Origin of the sequence: Pseudanabaena biceps PCC 7429, from assembly GCF_000332215.1 — a bacterium.
GTDB lineage: Bacteria > Cyanobacteriota > Cyanobacteriia > Pseudanabaenales > Pseudanabaenaceae > Pseudanabaena > Pseudanabaena biceps.
Genome location: NZ_ALWB01000003.1, coordinates 23,051 through 43,631, shown reverse-complemented (window position 1 = coordinate 43,631; position 20,581 = coordinate 23,051). Strand labels below are relative to the sequence as shown.

The 20,581-nt window shown below is 41.9% G+C and carries 18 protein-coding genes and 1 pseudogene; 8 read left to right on the top strand and 11 right to left on the bottom strand.

The genetic code is table 11. The features are described 5' to 3' along the window. Positions 1-27: 27 nt before the first annotated feature. The 3 genes from mobC (at position 28) to PSE7429_RS24965 (ending at position 2,213) form a co-directional block, all read left to right on the top strand. Positions 28-444: a plasmid mobilization relaxosome protein MobC gene (mobC, locus tag PSE7429_RS00770; protein WP_009625122.1), complete on the top strand. Its 417-nt coding sequence runs from the start codon at positions 28-30 to the stop codon at positions 442-444. Then, complete coding sequence (locus PSE7429_RS23180; protein ID WP_009625121.1) at positions 428-1,939, top strand: relaxase/mobilization nuclease domain-containing protein; 1,512 nt, start codon at positions 428-430, stop codon at positions 1,937-1,939. Before mobC ends, PSE7429_RS23180 begins: the two co-directional genes overlap by 17 nt. A 115-nt stretch (positions 1,940-2,054) precedes the next feature. Beyond that, complete coding sequence (locus PSE7429_RS24965; RefSeq protein ID WP_193789114.1) at positions 2,055-2,213, top strand: protein-tyrosine phosphatase family protein; 159 nt, start codon at positions 2,055-2,057, stop codon at positions 2,211-2,213. Positions 2,214-2,289: 76 nt separating this feature from the next. Here the strand turns inward: PSE7429_RS24965 and PSE7429_RS00755 are convergent, their stop codons facing one another. From PSE7429_RS00755 to PSE7429_RS00740, 4 genes are all read right to left on the bottom strand, one after another. Next, on the bottom strand, positions 2,290-2,730 hold the full coding sequence (locus tag PSE7429_RS00755) for a VOC family protein (RefSeq protein WP_009625119.1): 441 nt from the start codon (positions 2,728-2,730) through the stop codon (positions 2,290-2,292). Positions 2,731-2,844: 114 nt separating this feature from the next. Then, complete coding sequence (recD2, locus tag PSE7429_RS00750; RefSeq protein WP_009625118.1) at positions 2,845-5,049, bottom strand: SF1B family DNA helicase RecD2; 2,205 nt, start codon at positions 5,047-5,049, stop codon at positions 2,845-2,847. A 290-nt stretch (positions 5,050-5,339) separates the two neighbouring features. Then, complete coding sequence (locus PSE7429_RS00745) at positions 5,340-7,742, bottom strand: hypothetical protein (protein ID WP_009625117.1); 2,403 nt, start codon at positions 7,740-7,742, stop codon at positions 5,340-5,342. A 2-nt stretch (positions 7,743-7,744) separates the two neighbouring features. Beyond that, complete coding sequence (locus PSE7429_RS00740; protein ID WP_009625116.1) at positions 7,745-8,785, bottom strand: PIN domain-containing protein; 1,041 nt, start codon at positions 8,783-8,785, stop codon at positions 7,745-7,747. Positions 8,786-9,002: 217 nt separating this feature from the next. Between PSE7429_RS00740 and PSE7429_RS00735 the strand changes: the two genes are divergently transcribed. Beyond that, positions 9,003-9,356 (top strand): hypothetical protein, encoded by a 354-nt coding sequence (locus tag PSE7429_RS00735; protein ID WP_009625115.1) that lies wholly within the window; start codon positions 9,003-9,005, stop codon positions 9,354-9,356. After that, positions 9,353-9,805, top strand: coding sequence for a type II toxin-antitoxin system VapC family toxin (locus tag PSE7429_RS00730; protein WP_009625114.1), 453 nt, complete (start codon positions 9,353-9,355; stop codon positions 9,803-9,805). The genes PSE7429_RS00735 and PSE7429_RS00730 overlap by 4 nt, the downstream gene beginning before the upstream one ends. A 21-nt stretch (positions 9,806-9,826) precedes the next feature. Here PSE7429_RS00730 and mfd read toward each other — a convergent pair whose 3' ends face one another. From mfd to PSE7429_RS00710, 4 genes are all read right to left on the bottom strand, one after another. Then, complete coding sequence (gene mfd / locus PSE7429_RS00725) at positions 9,827-13,168, bottom strand: transcription-repair coupling factor (protein WP_009625113.1); 3,342 nt, start codon at positions 13,166-13,168, stop codon at positions 9,827-9,829. A gap of 29 nt (positions 13,169-13,197) precedes the next feature. Then, positions 13,198-13,761, bottom strand: coding sequence for a Uma2 family endonuclease (locus PSE7429_RS00720; RefSeq protein ID WP_009625112.1), 564 nt, complete (start codon positions 13,759-13,761; stop codon positions 13,198-13,200). A gap of 83 nt (positions 13,762-13,844) precedes the next feature. After that, positions 13,845-14,186 (bottom strand): DUF5615 family PIN-like protein, encoded by a 342-nt coding sequence (locus tag PSE7429_RS00715; RefSeq protein ID WP_009625111.1) that lies wholly within the window; start codon positions 14,184-14,186, stop codon positions 13,845-13,847. A 3-nt stretch (positions 14,187-14,189) separates the two neighbouring features. Then, entirely contained in the window at positions 14,190-14,519 is a 330-nt protein-coding gene (locus tag PSE7429_RS00710; RefSeq protein ID WP_009625110.1) for a DUF433 domain-containing protein, read from the bottom strand. A gap of 134 nt (positions 14,520-14,653) precedes the next feature. On the opposite strand from PSE7429_RS00710, the gene PSE7429_RS00705 reads away from it, so the two are divergent. Beyond that, positions 14,654-14,983 (top strand): type II toxin-antitoxin system VapC family toxin, encoded by a 330-nt coding sequence (locus tag PSE7429_RS00705; RefSeq protein ID WP_009625109.1) that lies wholly within the window; start codon positions 14,654-14,656, stop codon positions 14,981-14,983. Positions 14,984-15,004: 21 nt separating this feature from the next. Here the strand turns inward: PSE7429_RS00705 and PSE7429_RS00700 are convergent, their stop codons facing one another. Further along, positions 15,005-16,042, bottom strand: coding sequence for an NACHT domain-containing protein (locus PSE7429_RS00700; protein WP_009625108.1), 1,038 nt, complete (start codon positions 16,040-16,042; stop codon positions 15,005-15,007). Positions 16,043-16,075: 33 nt separating this feature from the next. Beyond that, positions 16,076-17,490: pseudogene (gene tnpC / locus PSE7429_RS24960) on the bottom strand (IS66 family transposase). A gap of 263 nt (positions 17,491-17,753) precedes the next feature. On the opposite strand from tnpC, the gene ada reads away from it, so the two are divergent. Beyond that, complete coding sequence (gene ada, locus PSE7429_RS00675) at positions 17,754-18,809, top strand: bifunctional DNA-binding transcriptional regulator/O6-methylguanine-DNA methyltransferase Ada (RefSeq protein ID WP_009625103.1); 1,056 nt, start codon at positions 17,754-17,756, stop codon at positions 18,807-18,809. Then, positions 18,745-19,218, top strand: coding sequence for a DNA-3-methyladenine glycosylase family protein (locus PSE7429_RS25860; RefSeq protein ID WP_144052469.1), 474 nt, complete (start codon positions 18,745-18,747; stop codon positions 19,216-19,218). The genes ada and PSE7429_RS25860 overlap by 65 nt, the downstream gene beginning before the upstream one ends. A 73-nt stretch (positions 19,219-19,291) precedes the next feature. On the opposite strand, the gene PSE7429_RS00665 is transcribed toward PSE7429_RS25860, so the two are convergent. Beyond that, positions 19,292-20,509 carry a glutathione S-transferase family protein gene (locus tag PSE7429_RS00665; protein ID WP_009625100.1) on the bottom strand — a complete coding sequence of 406 codons (1,218 nt, stop codon included), beginning with the start codon at positions 20,507-20,509 and terminating at the stop codon, positions 19,292-19,294. Positions 20,510-20,581: the final 72 nt, after the last annotated feature.

The following is a 20,581-nucleotide window of genomic DNA, read 5'->3' as shown; positions in this document are numbered from 1 at the left end:
GCAGGATAAACTTTAGGAGTAATAGCAATGACTTTATCCGTTAAGCTGACAGTGCGAATGACTGAAGATGCGAAAGCTTCATTAGACAAGAAGGCAAGTAAACTGAAGGTCAAGCCAAGTGAATTTGTTCGATTTGCAACTGATAATTACGATCCACAGACACTACCAGTTCAACAGCCCAAAGTTGATTGGGACACATATCACCTGCTTGGGGAACTTAAATTTGAGTTGAATAAAATTGGGACAAACATTAACCAGTTAGCCCATGATGCAAATCTAAGTTTATTGATGGGGAGTCCAATGCAACCCCAACTTGATGAACTAACTGATTTATCTAATCGTATCAATCAAGCTATTGGTTTGATATTTGGTGTGAGGTCTCAAATTATCGAGATAGCAGGTTTAACCTATAAAGCAGAAAAAGAGGATGATTGGGAAAATTAGCAAAGGAAGTGGCTTCCGAGGATGTCTATACTATGTACTGGGCAGAACTGGGGCAGAAATAATTGATACGAATATGGATGGTGACAGTCCACGTAGTCTAGCAAATGAATTTGCAATATCTCGACAACTGCGTCCAAAGCTGAATCAAGTAGTTTGTCACGTAGCACTTAGCCTTCGTCCTGAAGAGCATCTTAGCAATGCTTCTTGGCAGACAGCGATCGCCCAATATCTCAAAGAAATGGGATTTACCAATAATCAATATGTGGCTGTAAAGCATACTGACAAAGAAAATCATGAACACATACATCTCGTGACCAGTCGGGTGCGGATGGATGGCTCAGTGGTTTCTGACAGTTGGGATTGGACGCGCAGCCAAGATGTAATCCGCAAATTGGAGCAGGACTTTGGACTAGCGGCTGTACCCTCAAGTTGGGAGAGCGATCGCCAAGAGCAAACCAAAAGTCAGATTGATAAGGAATTAGAAACAGGCAAAGTTACTGTGAAGCGTCAACTTGCGGACAAAATAGATGCAACTTTGGGAAACAATAATTCACTACCAGATTTTATCGAACAGCTAAATCTTGAAGGGATTGAAGTCAGGGTTGACCGCGATCGCAAGGGAAACCCGAAAGGGATTGCTTACAAATTTGATGGAGTGAGCATGGCAGGCTCCAGTGTGGGCAAGGCTTATTCCTTACCGCGTATCTTGAAGCGGATAGAAAGTGTCTCTGAGCAGAGGATACACCCTAATATTTCCTCTATGGCATCTCACATATCACAAATCATTAGAGAGCAAGTAAAAGCAGATATCACTATGCCCCAGTTGATTGAGCAATTAAAACATTCAGGCGTAGATGCTCATGTCAAATATACCCGCACCAAAAAGATTAAAGGTATTTCCTACAGTTTGGGAAGTAACAGCATTCAAGGTAATGAGCTAGGCAAAGAGTTTAGTTGGGGAGGGCTTCAGAAGTATTTGCAGGTCAGTTACGAACCAGCACGCGATCGCTCGATTATTTTAGAGATGCAAAGTGCTGACCGAAATGCGGTAAGTCAGCCTATGGAGAATCTCAATGGTCTATCAGATAGTTTTCTAAATGAGCTTGTGGTTGAGTTAGAAAAACAGCGATCGCTTAAAGTACCCAAACCAAATCTATCTGAAAATATTACTAAATCAGAAATCCCCATTAACCTAGAGCAGGGCAAAATTGATCGCGCTCAGATGGTTGCAGCAATCTGCCATCAACTCCTCAATGATCTAGGGGCTGACAGTTTTGGAGAAACGGGCAAGAATTCTTACAGTATTCAACGAAGTGGAGATGCTTTGACAGTTGAGAGATTACGAGGCGATCACCAGATCATCTTGCAGGTTAAGGGGCAGGAAATTGGGTTTGCCAATTTAAGCGAATTTGATATCCAACAATTTGAGCAGGCTTGGCAGCATCGATCTCAAGCACAGCAACAAAATATTGACTCACAAGCCAAAACTGTATGAGCTACCATGAGACAGTTTTGCATCTTGCCAATGCACGGTACAAAATAGCGATCGCCCTTGCTACAATCAGAAAACTAGGTGTTGCTGATTTAGATTTGAAATAATCAAAAAATCTTTGTCCATTGTGCTAAGAATATGCGCGTTTCTGCCTTTGGTCTATCTCTATCGTCGCTTGCATCTCAATTGCGATCATGGACAAGCGATCGCGGATTTACATAAAATCTGGCAACCCAACGAGACTTGGCAAAAATTTATTGACACAAAACTCACTTAAGTATCAAAAGCTTATGCTGACCTAGAAGCATTCAGCATAAGCTTTTGAAGTATGCTGAACTACTGTAAGTTTTGCGTCAACTAGGATCGCAGCGTATTTCAATTAGAAATCCATCGGGGTCATAAAAATAAACACCTCTGCCAGTAGGACGAGTAACAGGCTCACCCTCAATTTGGACTTGATGCGATCGCAATACTGACACCGCTTGCTCAAACAATTCAGGAGCAATATCAAAGGCTAGATGATTAGCACGAGTAAATTGTCGTTGTGGATCAGGATCGGGCGGTGTAAGTTCTGGTTCCCAAAACAAATCGAGAACTGTGCCATCGGGGGTTCTAAAATTGGCGACTTTACCTGCTGCTACTAAATCGATTAGAGTACTGGGAACCTCATCACCAATGAGTTGATGCAGTCCCAAAATGCTTCCATAAAAATCACAAGAGACTTGCATATCCCGCACATTCAAAGCAATGTGATGTACTCTTCGTAAAGCTCCATTCGCGATCGTAGATAGCATAGTCGAACTATTGGATGACATAAAATCAGTTCTAGCTAGGTTTACCAATAGTGTAAGACGGTTAGCGCAAAGTTTTGTGTTCCACAAGTCTGAAAAACTCCTTAGAGTCATCACTTAAGATTGAGGAGCGGCAAACTTTGCTAAACGTTTCGCAAGATAAGTATATCTATGCCGATCGCTAACTTGTTTGACCGCCATCCCGATCGCCTTCGACTCCCCGACAATAATGGCAAGCTTTCGCGCACGAGTTAGCCCAGTGTAGAAAAGATTGCGAGAAAGCATCAGAAAATGCTGCATGAACAGAGGCATGATTACCACAGGATATTCGCTGCCCTGTGCCTTATGGATTGTCGTCGCTCTAGCCAGAGCAATCTCATTAAGATCGGCATAATCATAGGTCACTTGCCGATCGCCAAATACAACCGTGACTTCCCGCTCCTCCAAATCGACACCCGTAATCGAACCAATATCCCCATTAAAAACCTCACGGTTATAGTCATTCACCTGCTGCATAATGCGATCGCCAAGACGAAAGATCGTATTCCCATACTTGATTTCAGGCTTAATTGCCTCTGGAGGATTGAGTAGCTGTTGAAGGACAGCATTGAGATTGCGCGTACCGACATCACCTCTAGTCATCGGACAGAGAACCTGCATATCTTGCTGAGGGTCAAAGCCCAGACTCGGTAACAAGTCGGTAATGATGTCGCAAATACCTTGTTGACCCGCTTCAGCATTGGGCATTTCCAGCCATAGGCAATCGGATTGGGGCTGGTTAGAGACTTTTTCCATCTGCGGAAACTTACCCGTATTGATACGGTGAGCATTCTGGATGATTTGACTTGCCTGAGCCTGACGAAACACCTCAGTGAGCGTGATTACAGGGACTTGCTGAGAATCAATCAAATCTTGGAGAACATTGCCCGCACCCACACTGGGAAGTTGATCGGTATCGCCGACAAGGAGTAGCTGAGCGCCCAAGGGAATCGCCTTCACCAGAGAAAAGGCCAGAAACAGATCCAGCATCGATGCTTCATCAATACCGATCGCCTGAGCCGTCAGAGGATATTCCTGATTACGCTTAAAGCCCATTGATTTCGGATCAAACTCTAGAAAACGGTGAATTGTCTTAGCTTCACAGCCCGTGACTTCCTGTAATCTTTGAGCCGCTCGACCTGTCGGCGAAGCAAGAGCAATTTCCTTACCCATCGCTTTCCAGAGTGCGACAATCGTGCGGGTGGTAGTAGTTTTACCTGTCCCTGGTCCACCTGTGAGAATTAACACTGACGAAGTTGCCGCCATCTCCACGGCTTCCCGTTGTTTGGGAGAGAGTTGGATATTTCTTTGGGTGGTGTAGCGATCGATCCAAGCATTGACTCTTTCAGGATCTGGATGATGTTTGCGTTGCAATAATTGATAAACCCGTTCGGCAAGATTTTGTTCCGTGTGGAAGTAAGTAGGTTTATAGCAGATGAACTCTCCTTCTAATCCCTGCATCACTAAGCGATCGTTAACGGAGAGATGGAGAACAATTTTAGAAATGGTTTCAGGATCTGGTTGATAATCTTCGAGGGCAAGTAGTTTGATGGCTTTCTCTTCTAGTTCAGGGCGCGGTAAATAGCAATGCCCATCTTCAGCAGCTTCCCCTAAACAGTGAAAGATACCCGCTATGCTGCGAAACTCTGAACTAACTTCAATACCAATATTCCGAGCGATCTGATCGGCAGTAAAGAAACCAATGCCATAGATATCCGTAGCCAGTTGATAAGGATTTTCGGTAACAGTCTGAATGGAATCATTACCATAGTGCTTAAAAATCTTGACTGCATAGGTGGTGGATACTCCATGTCCTTGCAGGAATACCATGACCTCCTTAATCGCCTTTTGGGTTTCCCAAGCAGTTTTAATCATCTTCACCCGTTTCTTGGCAATGCCAGGAACTTCTATCAGACGATCAATCTCATTTTCAATGATGTCAAGGGTATCTAAGCCAAAATGAGTGACGATGCGTTTAGCGGTGACTGGTCCCACGCCTTTAATCAGTCCACTGCCCAGATATTTTTCAATTCCTGTAATTGTGGCGGGTTTAGTTTCACGGTATTGAGTGACTTGGAACTGGTCACCAAACTTAGGATGCGATCGCCATGTGCCTTCTAGGGCAAGGGTCTGTCCTGCTTGGATATTGGCAAAGTTACCGACTACGGTGATTAGGTCTTGAGCTTTGGGTACTTTTAGCCGCGCTACGGTATAGCCTGTCTCTTCGGAGTGAAAGGTGAGGCGTTCGATGATGCCTTGGAGGTAGTCGATGTTGTCAGGCATATGCCATAAGGACGGATAAGTGTAGCGATCGCTTTACCATTTATATATAGCAATAGATGATGAGTTTATTTATTAGGTTTGTGAATACATTGATTGCTTCAAGAGTATTGATAAAACATTTACTAAATCCCACATTTTACTTAGTACTTGAAGAATGTATGTATTTACTAATCCACATTTTGAGATATTAATATAAGCTTTAACTATAAGTATTTTGCATAAGGTAATGAATGATATTAATAATAGCAATCTAAAAAAACAAAATTTGATCTAAAAAAGAACAAAAGCTTTTATTCCCTATGCTGATGTTTCATTAAAATAATTCTTTCTTTTGCCATTATCTCTTCACTGTCAATCATACGATCTAACATTGCTATGTAGTCTTCTGCAAAAGCTCTAATTTTAGAATCATCATTTTCAAGCCAAAGTTCTATCTCTGTTTTTTTCCTTTTATAGGCTTCAACAAATCCATACTCACCAGTCACAACACCAGTACTCTGTAAAATCATCATGATTTCATTAAGTTCTCTTCTACCTTCTGGTAATCTTTTTATAAGTTCGGTGATAACATCATATATGTTATGGTTCTCATGATAGTTTTTGAGAATCTCTAGGATAAACTGATAATCTTCTTCACCTCCTTCTTGTATCAGATTAAGGATCTCATTTTTGAGATTCTCTTCAAACTCAGGGAAAATATTGCTGATTAATTTTCCACATAAATGACAAAATAATCTTGATCTATCATCGATGCACCATTGCCTTATTATTCTAATTGTTAGCTCATGAATTTTGGCTAGGGGAGAGCGTAATTGATCAAAACTGAATGGTACGGGTTCATAATCTCTTTTGTATTCTTCTTGGCTTATAGATTTGATACGCTTGCCAAAGAAATCAAGAATTTTTGTAGGATTACATTCAGCAATTGCAGCTAAGATATATTCACCCACATAATCTATCCGATCTAAGTAGGTTAGATTGCTTAATACATCATCAATTGTCTTGTCTTCCATTGTCTGGATTATAGTTTGTAGATTATTGCGATACCAGAAGTTTTGAATCCAATGACTATCTTGACACTCTGTCAATACCTTTAAAATTCTCTGTAACAGGGTATTGAAAACTGTATTTGTATATTGTTCTAACTTGCAAAATAATGCCGATAAGCATTCGTAAAGTGTTCTTCGATCTTGCAAATTTATTGCAATCTCCGTAACTTCTAGTAATAGATTTTGGTCAAAGTAATCTGCATATTCACATACTTTTGCCATCACCTGTAAGTGTTTTTCTTGTGCAAGCCATGATTTTGTAAATGTTTGAAATTCGTCTTTTTTATTTGACTGTAAAATACCTATTATTATTGGAACCATAAACCTATCCAAATGCTCGTCATGTTCTCTGATTAGGCTTAAAGTAAAGTCTGGCAAATTTTTACCTATATTTTCAAGAAATCTACTAAAATAAGGGAAAGTAGCCATGTCATTAGACTGGATTTGCGACCAAGCTATGATACGTTTTTCCCATTGCTCATAATTTTCTGGATGAACATCATTAATTAATTCTTGCAACCGTTTTTCTCTATTCTGATTTTCACTTTGGAATTCATTTTCTACATCTATATCTCCTATCTTAGGATCATTCTCCTCATTACACCAAGAATTGAAAACTCCTCGAAAACCGATAAGTACTTTAAAAACCTGATATTCATATTTAGTATCTAGGATTGCCTTTACCTTGCATGTCGCATTCCTGACTGTCTGGTCAGGAAAATGACGGTAGAGCCAGTATGCATCTTCTTCTATTACTTGGACAAGTTGTAAATCTTCTTCAGTGTCCACAATCTTTTCTAAGACTCCAAGAATATACTCAGTGTTTTGCCGAATGATTTGATAAAACTCGTTATCGTATTTTGCTCTATGAGGAGTTCTACAAGCATTTTGTAAAGTACCCAAAATAACTTTTTTGTCTTCTATATTTACTACAAGTTTATAGAGATTTTCCAAGAAAATAATGCTTCTTTGTCGTATATCTGCAAGGATATCATTGGCTATATGACTAGCAGTAGTAAATGTAATGTTTGGATAGCTGAAAGTTGTAGATTTCAATTCAGGAGAAAGAAGATTGATGCAGACAGCAATTAGTCCGTTGAAATACTTTACTTTCTCTTCATTTAGGAGAGATTCAATTCTATCAATTATTTCTCGATGATCATATAAGCCCCTCACTTTATAAACTTCTAAATTATACCCAGCAATATCATTTATGCCTTCAACAGCTTGTCTTCTAATATTAGTATCTTCATTACTACTGTACTTCAGAAAAATCATTAATATTTTCTTGATGTCGAAGTAACAAATATGTCGATAGCAATTGAGACATGCATTAACAAGTTTACTTTTGCTATATAAGCGAGAGACCATATCTTCAGAGATCATAGAAAATGGTTCATGAGTAACTTGCAGAGTCTCCAATCTTTGTAATAGACAATCAAGAATTGAAAATGCTTTTTCTGGGATGCGATAAGCGAAAGCATCAAGCAAATCAATATAGTCTTCAATGGTCTTGAAATCAGTTACTTCATTTAGAATCTTTTCTATCTTTCCAGCTTCTTTTTCTAGAGAAGTCAGAATAACATCTCCATCATCTTTGGCGAGTTGCCTCAGTATATTCTTTCTAGTCTTGATATCAATCATTTTCAATCCTCATCTAATAACGATAAAACATCAGATAACACTTGATTGGCTGCATCTTTACACATCTTGATATCGACAGCTATATAGTAGTTTCCTGTATCTTCAATAACCTTTGAAACGTGGCTCAGATAATCAGCAGTACTTCTTATCTGCTCAGATGTGTAGCCATACTTCTGCTTGAGCCTTTCAATTAAAGTGTCTTTAGAAACTGCATTTTCTCCTTCTAACCAGTATATATAGCCTAGTACCCTTTGAAATAATTCTAGATTAAAAAGTTGAATTAAGCTTCCATCAGAATTCTTTTCGTGAGAATCTTTGATTTCTGGTATATCTTGCAGAGAAGGAGTTGTCTCTTTATCTTTTTGCTCTATGGCATCTAGTACTTCCCTTGCGTTGTGATATGTTTGAATACCCAACTCATTTTTAAACGAATTGTTTAAGCGCTTATCTCTACAAAGAACATAAAAGTTTGCCGTGGTTTCCGAAAAATCAAGTGCAGCCTCTAAAATCCAAGCGTCAGGAAAATGTTCTTTTCTTGCCATACGTGTTTTTGTATCTTCTCTATTTTCTACTCCTTTTTCGCTATTTAATGGATTATTGAAGGGTGGCTTCCAATCAAAGTATCTTGTAAATGCACCTTCCGTATGATGAGGCTGTTTACTGAGAACATATAACCTATTATCACTGACTAGCTTATTAGAGTAAGCGCTTACTTTGGAGTCTATGTCTTTCTCAAATGATTCAATAGAAATATTGGCAATAAAATAAGGATTTTCATCAAGCTTAGAATAACCTGTTGTTGGGCTTTTATCCCAAGTATCGATTAGAGTGTCTATAGATTCTTTCACTCGTCTAGCTTTTTGAATAATGTCATCTCTCCATTGTGAAGACCACTCTTTTAGAACTAATTCTGGAATAACTATCTGTATATTTGCTTGTTTTGATTTTTCTAGTAACAATTGCCAATGAGGATCTTTCCAACTTATTCCTTTAAGGAAGCTGGTATCAATAAATATGATGGGTTTACTATCAGGAGTTGTCATCTAAAGCAATTGACTTTCAAGCATCAAGTATAAATATCAGTATGTAATAGAAATTTTGGCAAATTTTTTATTGTTTATTTTACCTCACCTTCTGCCCCTATGCTATTAGGCACTGAGAATTGAGGCGATCTCCCTTAATTTGCTGAAAATCAAAACAGCGATTTATATAGGGTAATATATAGCTAGTAAACGCTTGAGATTCCTAGGGAGGTATAAAATGAAACAAAAACGAATTACAGATTTAACCATAGAAGATCTCAAAGCCGTGATTACTGAAGTAGTAGTTACGCAGCTACAGCAATGGTTTGGCAAACCAAACTCATCAATTACCACAGTCAAACCAGAGCCAACCATCCCTACCAATCAGCCCTACATTAATGCTGAAGGTGTTTACATATTGCCAACAAGGACACCAGAAGAAATTGCAGTAAGGGCAAAAGCACTGAGCGATCTTTTTAGTGAATGGGATCGCGAAGAAGATGCTGATGAACAGCGAGAGACATGGGAATACTTGCAACAGGCTCTAGGCGAAGAATTGATAACTGAGCGTCCACTATCCCTGACCGCATGATTGTTTTACTCGACTCAGCGCCACTTGGCATCCTATCAAACCCCAACTCCACTCCCTCTACCCTAGAATGCCGCTATTGGTCAGAGAGATTAGTTGCAAAGGGGTATAGATTAATTGTTCCTGAAATTACAGACTACGAAGTTAGGCGCGAATTACTGAGAGCCAATAAACTAGCAGGTATCAGACGTTTAGATAAGCTAAAAGATAGATTGGAGTATTTACCCCTGACCACAGCAACGATGCTGAAAGCTGCTGAATTTTGGGCAGAAGCGAGACAGACAGGTAAACCAACAGCCAGTCCAGAGGCACTAGATGGAGATGTCATCCTTGCCGCGCAAGCATCACTAATTGCAGAATCACAGGGCGATCGCATTGTCGTAGTCGCCACAACAAATGTGGGTCATTTGGAAAGATTTGTAAACGCCAAATACTGGCAAGCGATCGCCTAAGTTACAGAAACAAATAGAGATTCACTTCAAAAAACACCCTAACCACTCAATCAAGAAATGCACCTGCTTATCCCCAGGTAGAAGAGCCAGACTCGTAATCTTAATTCTCCCCTTCTCGAAAGAGAAGCGATAATAGAACTCAATCGGGATCTTCGCATGAAGCAACTCCCAAAGCGAATCCGTAAGCTTCGAGTCCAGAAACAGATCGCGCCCATCTTCTGACGAATAAATGCGAAACACCCCAACCTGACGCGCCACCAACTTCAATTCCATCACCCTGAGCAATACCTGAGTTTCTTCAGGCAAAGCCCCATACAGCCCCTCCCAAACCGCCGCCAACTTGAGAATCTCCTCCTTTGACTTCACCTTCGCCAAAGTCAAATAAGCATTAATCTTCGTCTCATTGTCCTCTATGTAACTATCAGGAATGAAAGCCACCAAACGCGGCAACTGAAGCTCAGTATCCGCAACTTCAGGCAAAATCTTTCCGCGCAACTCATTAATATATTCCTGAAGTAAATCCATGTACAGCGCAAAGCCAATCACATCCGCCTGACCCGACTGCTCCTCACCCAAGAGATCCCCCAAACCGCGAATCTCCATATCGCGCATCGCTAGTTGATAGCCCGAACCAAGCTGACTAAATTCCTGAATCGCATCCAATCTTTTTTTCGCTGCATCCGTTAACTCAAGATTAGGCGGATACAGCAAATAAGCATGAGCCTGAATCCCCGCCCGACCAACCCGACCGCGCAATTGATAAAGTTGCGCTAAACCCAATTTATGAGCATCTTCAATCACAATCGTATTCACACGCGGAATATCCAAACCCGACTCAATAATCGTGGTACAGAGCAAGATATCCGCCTCATTGTTATTAAAAGCAACCATCGCTGCCTCTAACTCTGACTCCTGCATCTGTCCATGCGCGATCGCTAATCTCACATTCGGCAACATCAACCGCAAAGAATCAGCGATCGCCTCAATCCCCTCAATGCGCGGCACAACATAAAACACCTGACCACCACGGTCTAATTCATGACGAATTGCTGTTTTCACAAGTGACGCATCGTAAGCAGACAAATGGGTTTGAATCGATCGCCTTGAGGGAGGAGGAGTCGCAATCACACTCATTTCCCGCACCCCAGAAAGCGCCGCATAGAGAGTACGCGGAATCGGCGTTGCACTTAAAGTCAACAAATCCACATCCCCCTTCATCGCCTTGATTTTCTCCTTCTGCAAAGTCCCAAAGCGTTGCTCCTCATCAATCACCAGCAAACCCAAATCGTGAAACTCAACATCCTTAGACAACAGTTGATGTGTACCGACAATGACTTGAACTTTCCCATCCGCAACATGTTGTAAAACCTGCTTGCGCTCCTTCGCAGGGCGAAACCGATTCACGATCTCCACAGTGAAAGGATAAGCCGCAAACCGAGTTTGGAGCGTATGAAAATGCTGTTGCGCCAGAATCGTCGTGGGAGCTAACAGAGCCACTTGCTTACCCGCACAAATCGCCTTAAAAATTGCCCTCACCGCCACCTCAGTTTTACCAAAGCCGACATCACCACAAACCAGCCGATCCATTGGGCGATCGCTTTCCATGTCTTGCTTCACATCTTGAACTGCTTTGACCTGATCGGGCGTAAGTTGATAGGGAAAAGAATCTTCCATCTCCTGCTGCCAATCCGTATCAGGTGGAAAAGCATAGCCGACTAAATTGGCGCGGCGGACATAGAGTTGTAGTAAATCCCTTGCTAACTTGTAAATCTCCTTTTGGCATTTGCTCAGCGCGTTATCCCATGCTTTTGTATTGGCGATGCTGTTTAACTTGGGAGGTTTATTAGAAGCACTGCGATAGCGGGAGAGAATCTTCTCATTTTCCTGCGCGATCGCCACCGCAGTTTTACCATCAGCAAACTCAACGATATAATGCGGTTGCTTTTCTCCCTTCACTTCAATGGTTTCAAAGCGCGTAAACTTGCCAATCCCATACTTACGATGCACGACATAATCACCAACATTTAGCTCGTCAGGATTAACTGACTTAGCCCTATTCATCCGTGAGGGATGCACAAAAGTTGGCGCGGCTAATAGTTGCTGTCCGAATAATTCGCGATCGGTCAAGAGGGCAAGCTTGCAACTAGGCAAAACAAAGCCTTGCATCTCCATCAGTCCCGAATATTTCAAAATGACGGGTTTACCAGCTTTCTGAATCCGCGCAATGGACTGTAAATCATCAGGATCACTGACAAAGTTAGCAATGCAGTCATACTCCTTGAGCAAAGTTGCCACGCGCAAAGGTTGCGCCGAAATCAGGGTGACTTGATATTCCGATTTGAGATATTCACGAATGAGAGACGCAATCTGGTCAAACTGATGGGGAATTATCGGAATAGAAGTACTCGTAAAATCAAAAATATTGGCTTTGGGTTTAAGCGATCGCTCAGTAAGTTGAAGCATCTGAAACTTCTTTATCTCAGTCATGCACTTAGCAAAGTCCCAATGCAGTTTCAGTGTATCTGCTTGAGGATATTGATTTTGATAAAGCTCATCGGCAGCTTCGTACCAGTGATCGCCATAGCTCTGACATTGTTCTGGTTCATCAATAGCGACAATGAAGTTCTTGGGTAAGTAATGCAGTAATGTAGCTTTGTGAGCAGAAACAAACTCATGCAAATCGATAGGGGCGATCGCTAGGTTGGATAGGTCAGTGAAGCTTTTTGGATTAGTAGGGTCAAACTCTCTGATTTTCTCAACAGTACCCCGATTGCAGCTTAGGCGCACTGGTTGATTTCGATTAACTGGAAACACTTCAAAACTAAATCCTTTACGGCTCCATTGCTTTGATTCCTTTACTTCTTTGACTTCTGCATATCCCAATCTTGCCAGAGCCTCGGCAAGTAATTTAACTGATTGCGAATCGCCGATATTGAGATAGATGCTATGTTTTTGGAAGACTTGAGTGGATGGTAGATGGGGCTGTAGGGCGTTAATGGTGGTAGCGATCGCTAAGTTAGGCTGTGGTTTGGCAAGCAGTTCCGCTAATATCTCAATCCTTGTCCAAGCGGTTTCTAAATCGATTTGGGCTGGTTCGTAGGGAAATGTATCAAGGGGTTGATATAGATAGACGCGCCATGACATGGACTGGAGTTGTAAAGCCCATCGGGTGGCTTCTTCGACGGTGGCGGTGACGATGAGTAATGGTTTGGTTTGTTGTTGGCATAGGTGAGTGCTAATCAGTCCTTTACCTAAGCGTGATAATCCTGATAGGGATATGCTTTTAGCTGTTTTGAGTTTCTCGCCTATTTTTGTGGCGATGGTTGATCTAGCTATATTTTCAAGGGCTGATGTGAAGGTCATAGGTTGGGACTAAGGGTTCTCTATTCTAGTTAAAATACAATCCCTTCGTAGAGAAGCTTGATCGCAAACTCAAATTCAAGACTTGATAAGGTAATCGTATCGCCAGCAATATAGGGATAATACAGCCACATTCTGCCTTCGCCGCGTGCGTAGCGCTCTACTGATATTTTGTCGGAGTTGATGAGTATATACTCTTGTAAGCTGGGGATGGTGAGATAGTTGGTAAATTTCTCGCCGCGATCTCTGGCACTGGTTCCAGGTGAGAGAACTTCGGCAATTATGGTCGGACTTTGGATAAATTTACGGACGTTGATATCTTGAGGATCGCAACTGACGACGACATCGGGATAGTAATAAGGGCTATTGGTCGTAACTTGCACTTTGACATCGGCGACGTTGATGCGACATCCACGCGATCGCACTTGAGGATATAAGGTTCTGTAGAGGTTGAGGGTGATGTCATTGTGGGCGAGTGTGCCGCCTGTCATGGCAAATACTTCACCATTGATATATTCATGGCGGAGATCTTGCTGGGGTTCCCATTCAAGATATTCTTTTATGGACATTCTGGGTTGTTGAGATATGGCAAGCATATTTTTCTCTTTGACTAAGATTCAAGAACAATGAATTAAATGAATTATTTTTATTGTCGCAATTTGGTTAATGGCGATCGTTCCTAACTTGATGGGCGCACAACCCTAATAAGTTTACCTTGTAGAGATTCTTGAGTAGTGATCGCTTCATTAATTCGAGTTGCCATGCGAGGGCGATCGCTGTCGTTGGTACAGATAATAATTCCCAAATGCTCGGAACTAGCGCGATGTAATTTGATAAAGTCTAGGCGATTGATGGTGACGACTGCCCGATTGTTGCTAATTGCAAAGGCTAATACTCGATCGTCAGGAATGCCTAAGTTTGCATTGCCAGCTTCTTGGACTGTCAGAACGTCATGTCCCATATTCCGAAGTAGTTGGCTGACTAACCGTGGAAATTGTTCGTCTGCATATAGTCGTGCCATTGGTTAGGCTGCCTCGTTATTTGCAAGGATTACTGCGGCAATTTCTTCGGGATAGGCTTCGGCATAAGTCCATGCGTTGACGAGATCGGCGGCGGTGATGTGGGGATAGTCTTGTAGTAGTTGGGCTTCGGTGATGCCAAGTTGTTGGGCTTCGACTAGTAACCAAACTGCTATTCGGGTTCCTGCAATGCAAGCTTCGCCCCCACAAACGCCTGCTGTTTTTGTAATTCCTTTGCCGCTTTTGCTTAGGGTTTTGGTAAGACGTTGGACGATCGCTGCTCGGTCGGCGAGTGATATGTTGAGAAATTGATGTTCGATTTCTTGAATGGTCATGGCGATTTCAGTTGATTAGAACTGTGTTTATTGTAGCAATCTGGTGAAGGGCGATCGCCTTGTCATCTCATGGTTAAGCGCATAGGCGATCGCTAAGTTTTTGTAAACCTATTATTCATCGAGCAAAGGTTCTATTGCCGAGGGTTTACAGTGCGGGGGAGGTATGGGTAACTGAGGCGGTGTTGGTTGAGGTAGGTAATGCTTTTAGTGCGATGAATCGTGGTGCTGCTTCTCAATTTATTCAACAGTGTTATCAAACTCCAAATATTCGGGTGGTTAGTGTGGATACGGCGTTGTTGGGTCGTGCTTTGGAGCTTTATGGTGCTAGACCAGATAAGGATTGGGGTTTGACGGATTGTATTTCTTTTACGGTGATGTCAGAGAATAGTTTGATTGATGCTGCAACGGCTGATTTTCATTTTGTGCAAGCGGGATATCGGGCTTTGTTGCTAGAAGCAAGCTAGATATGAAAATATGAGATCGCTTTACTCTAATTTATCACGTTTATATTTTTCAATTTCAGCGGTTGGCAAAAATAAAGTATTTTCTATTTCTTGATGCACTGCGCTACTTACAACACTACAATTAGTAAGGCATTGTATTATCAATTCATTAGCATCATAATATTGTTTTAAGAGTGCACTCTCTTCTTTGCTGAATTGCCAATCATGTCCCATATTAAAACTTTTTACCATAATTTCCCTTAGTTCTATCACCCAAAATCCACCTTGTGATTTCCACCATTCTTCGTAGTGTCTCTCCCAAGTATCATTAGATGAAGGCAACTGTTTTTTGAGCTTTTGCAATTTTCCTTTCACTCTGGGAGTAACTTTGAAATCAAGGATACTATCAAAATCTTGTTCAATAGATAAAGCAATATTGTCAACCTCATCGAAAGGAAGATAGAAATCAATATTTTCGTTAAAAAATTTTAATAAAGTTAGTGTATCATTCAAAATAGAGTTAATAATAGAGTCATGTCGGAGATTTAGCTCATGGGCAAGGTAAATATAAGAACTAGATTTATCTTCTAAATCATCTAACTCAAAGTAACTAATATTATTTACATCTGTATCTATATAAAAATCAATATAAAGGCTTACATAAAATAATCGAGCTTTGTTCTTAATTTTATTTTCTGAAAAAATCAGTGACTTTTCAGTTGCCCAAGTTAGGAGATCTTGTAGTTTTGTTTGAGTGCAAACTAAATAGTCAGTTTTATCCTTCATTAGTAAGAGTAAATCATCTGCAATCTGTATTTGATCTAATACAAGTAGAAATATTTCTTGCCAATTCTTATTAATAATATGAATGATTAAATTTGAGTAATCAGAATGATTAATAAACCACTTTGTCGCAAAATACTCTTGAAACGTTAGATGTGAAAACGACCAAATTTTCTGCGCTCTTTCGATCAATATTCCATGTTGAGATTCGATCGATTTTAATACTGTTCTACTATCTCTTAGCTCAATCTCCAAAAAATTGGCGATATTCTTCTCCAATTCCTCTTGTTCAAACAATACATATTGAGTTTGCTCAAACTTCGTAAGAATTCAGGTAAGAATAGGAATGAGAGAAATAGAAGAAGGATCAATTAAAGCTTGACGGAAAAAATCAATGACAGATTTACCTTGAGCTTTACAGGTTTGAATAACCGTCAACAAAGCGGCGGTATTGTGTAAGCCATCCATAGAACGGGAACCACCAGAAACTTTGCGTTTGGTAACGGCAAGCCTGAGATTACGCTCGGCACGATTATTATCAGGGGGGACAAGGGGATCATCAAGAAAATACCACCACTGAGCTGATTTTTTCTTGAGGGAGTTTAACAAAAGCCCTGCGGCATATCCAACCTTGGGCAACCAGTCTGAAATGGCTTGGTTGACGCGAATTTTAAAATCAGTTGCCCAAGTAAAATATGGTGGATTATCACCGTGTATTCGCCAAGTCGCATGATGTTCAAAGGCTTCATCAATGAGTCTGATAAATACTTTGCCAATTTCTTGTTGCGATTTAAGGGTTAATTTCAGCAATGCTTTAAAGTGTCGTCTTAGGTGAGCAAGACATTTTGTTGTCGCTCAACGGCGTAACCGTTATAGACACTATAGTCGTCACTACAGAGTACGCCATCATAGCTTTGTCCCAACACTGACTCCAGTTCGGCACGACTGCGAGTATCTGCACCACGATATAGGGCATAACCTTCTCCACTGAATGACCATAGCCATTCTTTTACCCCTTTGACCAGCCATGGTGTTTCATCAACTTGCACTTGCGGTTGGTCTTTAATCCACTCTGCTAACTCGGCTACTTTTGCTTCAATACTGGCAGCTACTCGCTCATTGGTGACAGCGATGGTTCCTAGTCCGATTTCGCCTACTCCCATCTCTTTTAGCCATTCTTGCTGTTTTCATAACTCATATGTCCATAATTTCCGAGCCATACCAACATTCCTTGTAGACTTGCTTCTAGGTCTTGTTCGCCTATCACTTCCTTAGGTAATTCTCCCCACACCACCGCCCCACACTGGTTACATTGACATTCCTGTTGCTGATATTCAACGATTTCTATTGGTTGCTTTACCAATCTTGCTGTTTGTCTGATGCTGACTCCTATCTCAGTCCATGATGCGCCTCCGCAATCTGGACATCCTTCGGGTGAGACTGTCTCAAAGCGATCTACTCGATTAAATCCTTTTCTCGTTTTCCTTTATGTCCGATTTGTCCCCCTGCTTTTTCTTCCCCTCCTCTTCTTCTTTTGATTCGTCTATTTTCTCTGACCGCTTTATTAGGTCACTGGATGGCGGTTTGGATGAGTCTTTGCTACTCCTGTTGTTCACCGCTTTTAGTCTCTCTATTTCTTCGTATATTTGTTGCGCCCATTCCTGTTGCCGCACGATTACTTCTACCAGTTCTCCTACTGGCATATTTTCTAGGGCTTCTCGTTCATATTGCGGTGGCTCTTTCATCCCTTTACTTTAGCCGCTTTGGCTCTTTTGTCAATTTCTTACCTGATTCTTTACAAATAAACAGCATAGCTGCCGCCAGTCTTGTTAGGACAAAATTAAAACCCAAAACAGTGTTGCCGCGCTCCGCACGGCAACACTGTTTTTTATGCCCTGATCCAGTTGACGGCAGCTATAAATTAGATCGCAAGAATTAGATATTCACTCTCAAGTCTGGTGACATAGGATATCAAAATAGTCACGAAGTAGTTACGAGGTATTTCGCCATGACGCAATTTACTGCTAGCGATCGACGATGGGAGGCAATTATTGCCAGCAATCCGCCAGCAGAAGGAGCCAAATTTTATGCCGTGAAAACGACAGGTATCTATTGCCGACCACAATGCAAATCCCGAATCCCAAAACCCAACAACATCCAGTTTTTCGCCACCACTACCGAAGCTGAAGCCGCAGGCTTTCGCCCCTGCAAACGCTGTCAGCCCCATACCGACTCGCCACAAACAGAACGAGAGCAACTAATTGCCAATATCTGCAAAACCATCGAAGCCTCTGCGGAAATGCTCTCTTTAAATGAATTGGCACAGATGGCAGGCTTAAGCCCCGATCATTTTCAACGGGTATTCAAGCAGATTGTCGGAGTCACACCTAAAGACTATGCCAAAGGCGAACGAGCAAAACGTTTGCGCGATCGCCTACCCCAAGATCCTTCGATTACCAATACCCTCTATGCAGTAGGTTATGAATCTAGCAGTGGCTTTTATACTGAAGCCCCCCATATATTAGGAATGAAACCCAAGGAATACAAACAAGGAGCGCAAAATCAGGAAATCCGCTTGGCGATAGAGAATACCAAGTTGGGGTGGGTCATAGTTGCCGCAACCGAACTAGGAGTTTGTGCGATCGCCCTCGGCGATAACCCCGATGAACTAGTTAGCGAAATCCATCGGCAATTTCCCCAAGCCAAATTTTGTAACGACAATCTCACCTTCCAAGCATGGGTAGCCGATGTCGTAGCAGCGATCGCCATGCCACAGCGCAGCATAAATTTGCCCCTAGACATTCAGGGTACGGCCTTTCAACAACAGGTATGGCAAGTATTACGGGCCATTCCCCTAGGCAGCACCCTCAGTTATCAACAGGTTGCTAACCAGATCGGGAAACCCAAGGCAGTTCGAGCCGTTGCGTCAGCTTGTGCAGCGAATAAAATAGCGATCGCCATTCCCTGCCACCGTGTAGTGGGGAGTAACGGTTCGCTCAGTGGCTATCGATGGGGAGTCGCCCGAAAGCAAGCAATATTGGAACTGGAAAAACAGTGGAACTAACCAAACCAAATCGAGATTTCCGCAAGGCGATAAGGTTGCTTGCTGCCAAGCCCTAGCAGTGGCAATTCTGGAAGGAAAGATCCATCTAGAATCTTTTGTCAAACTGCCAGATGATGCGATCGCCACCCAACTCCTCCAGATTAAAGACATCGGCAAATGGACGGTAGAGATATTTTTATTATTCTGCCTTCAGCGGCTAGACATCCTGACAGCCAACGATCTGGCGATCCAAGTCGCCTATCAAAAATTAAAGAACCTCAGCATTCGACCTACGGCAAAGGAACTGATCGCTTTAGTTGCTCCTCTAACTCCTTACCGTGGCGTTGTTGCCCATCTCCTCTGGCATTACTATCGCTATCTCCATTCATACAGCGCTTCGCGCTCAAACCCAAACCAAGGAAATTTTTGAAAGCGTTGCTTTGCAACGCTTTCAAAAATTTCCTTGTGGTTCTTTTGATCGATAATTGCTGTAAAAGTTGAACTCATGAAACCATAAAGTTTGCAGGATCTTGATCGCGGCGATGTCTGATTGGAATAGGTGGGCTTTGACGATCGCCAGATAGAGAGGCAGTTTTTTCAAGCGCTTCCCGCAAACGCTTAGCAGCATAGATGGACATATCGCGGGGCACACTAATGCGATCGCGCAGATATCGTAAAGCAAGATCGCTATCGGGTGGGGGCATACATAGGCGATCGCTTGCCATATCGTTCATCATATTGGTTAACGCACAGCGTAAAGCAAGATCGCATAATTGATCGTCCGCAGGGTTGACCTTAATGATATTAGTGCGGTGCTTGATCACACGCTGGAGAGCCTCCTGACTCGAGTTAGCAGGTTCTGGATAATTCACATCGGGTAGATCAAACCAAGACCCATAGTTGACTTTCGCTTGATTGATTCGCGCTTGCGGTTCTCCATTCTCATAGCATCCCCCCATCTGGGGGGGAAGATCATGGACGTGGGTATGGAAGTCACTTTGGGTTCCGCGATAGGTTGGACGACTTTCCATAGCATCAAACCAATCGGACATACGGGGATTCTCTTCGCGCATGGAGTAACCTTTGTAGTAATAGAGGCTGGCATTCATGCGCTCCACATAGGGTGTAAAAATTACATCCGCCGTACCAAAATCATCTAAAAAGTAGGGGCTAGGTGTATTCCCTAAGGCTTCCTCCACCTTTGTCATGACTTCGCCAAACTGATGCCGATGACGTTGTTCTTGCTGTGCTGACATAACAGGACGACACAGCCATTCACACCAAGCCCTAAATAATATCCTTTCTAATCTTCTAAGAGGAATTACTTGGGAATCATTCATTCCCTTGCCAAGAGTCCCAAAAACTTTTTCTAACGCTATTAAAATATCGTCGCTTTCAGTAACGATTTTTCCATCTAAAGCGATCGCAGGTAGCATCCCCGATGGCACAATCTTTTTGTACCAAAGCTCCTTTTCGCCATAGCAAAACATAGTTACTTTTTCAATGCGATAGGGAATTTGTTTTTCCTCTAACCACAGCCAAATCTTCTGGCAATAGGGACACCATGCATGATTATCCCGATATAAAGTGACCCTGACATCAGCCTCAGTATGTCCAAATAATCGCAATCTTGCTTGTGAATTAGTAGAACCATTAACTGTATCTATTTGAAAATCTGCAAAAGATTCTAGTTCTGTCCAGCTTAAAGGGTCGATAGTCATAGAAACTGATGTATTAGCCAAGCAATTGCCTAAAAATTATAACATTCCCCGCTCTCATACTTTATGCTGAAT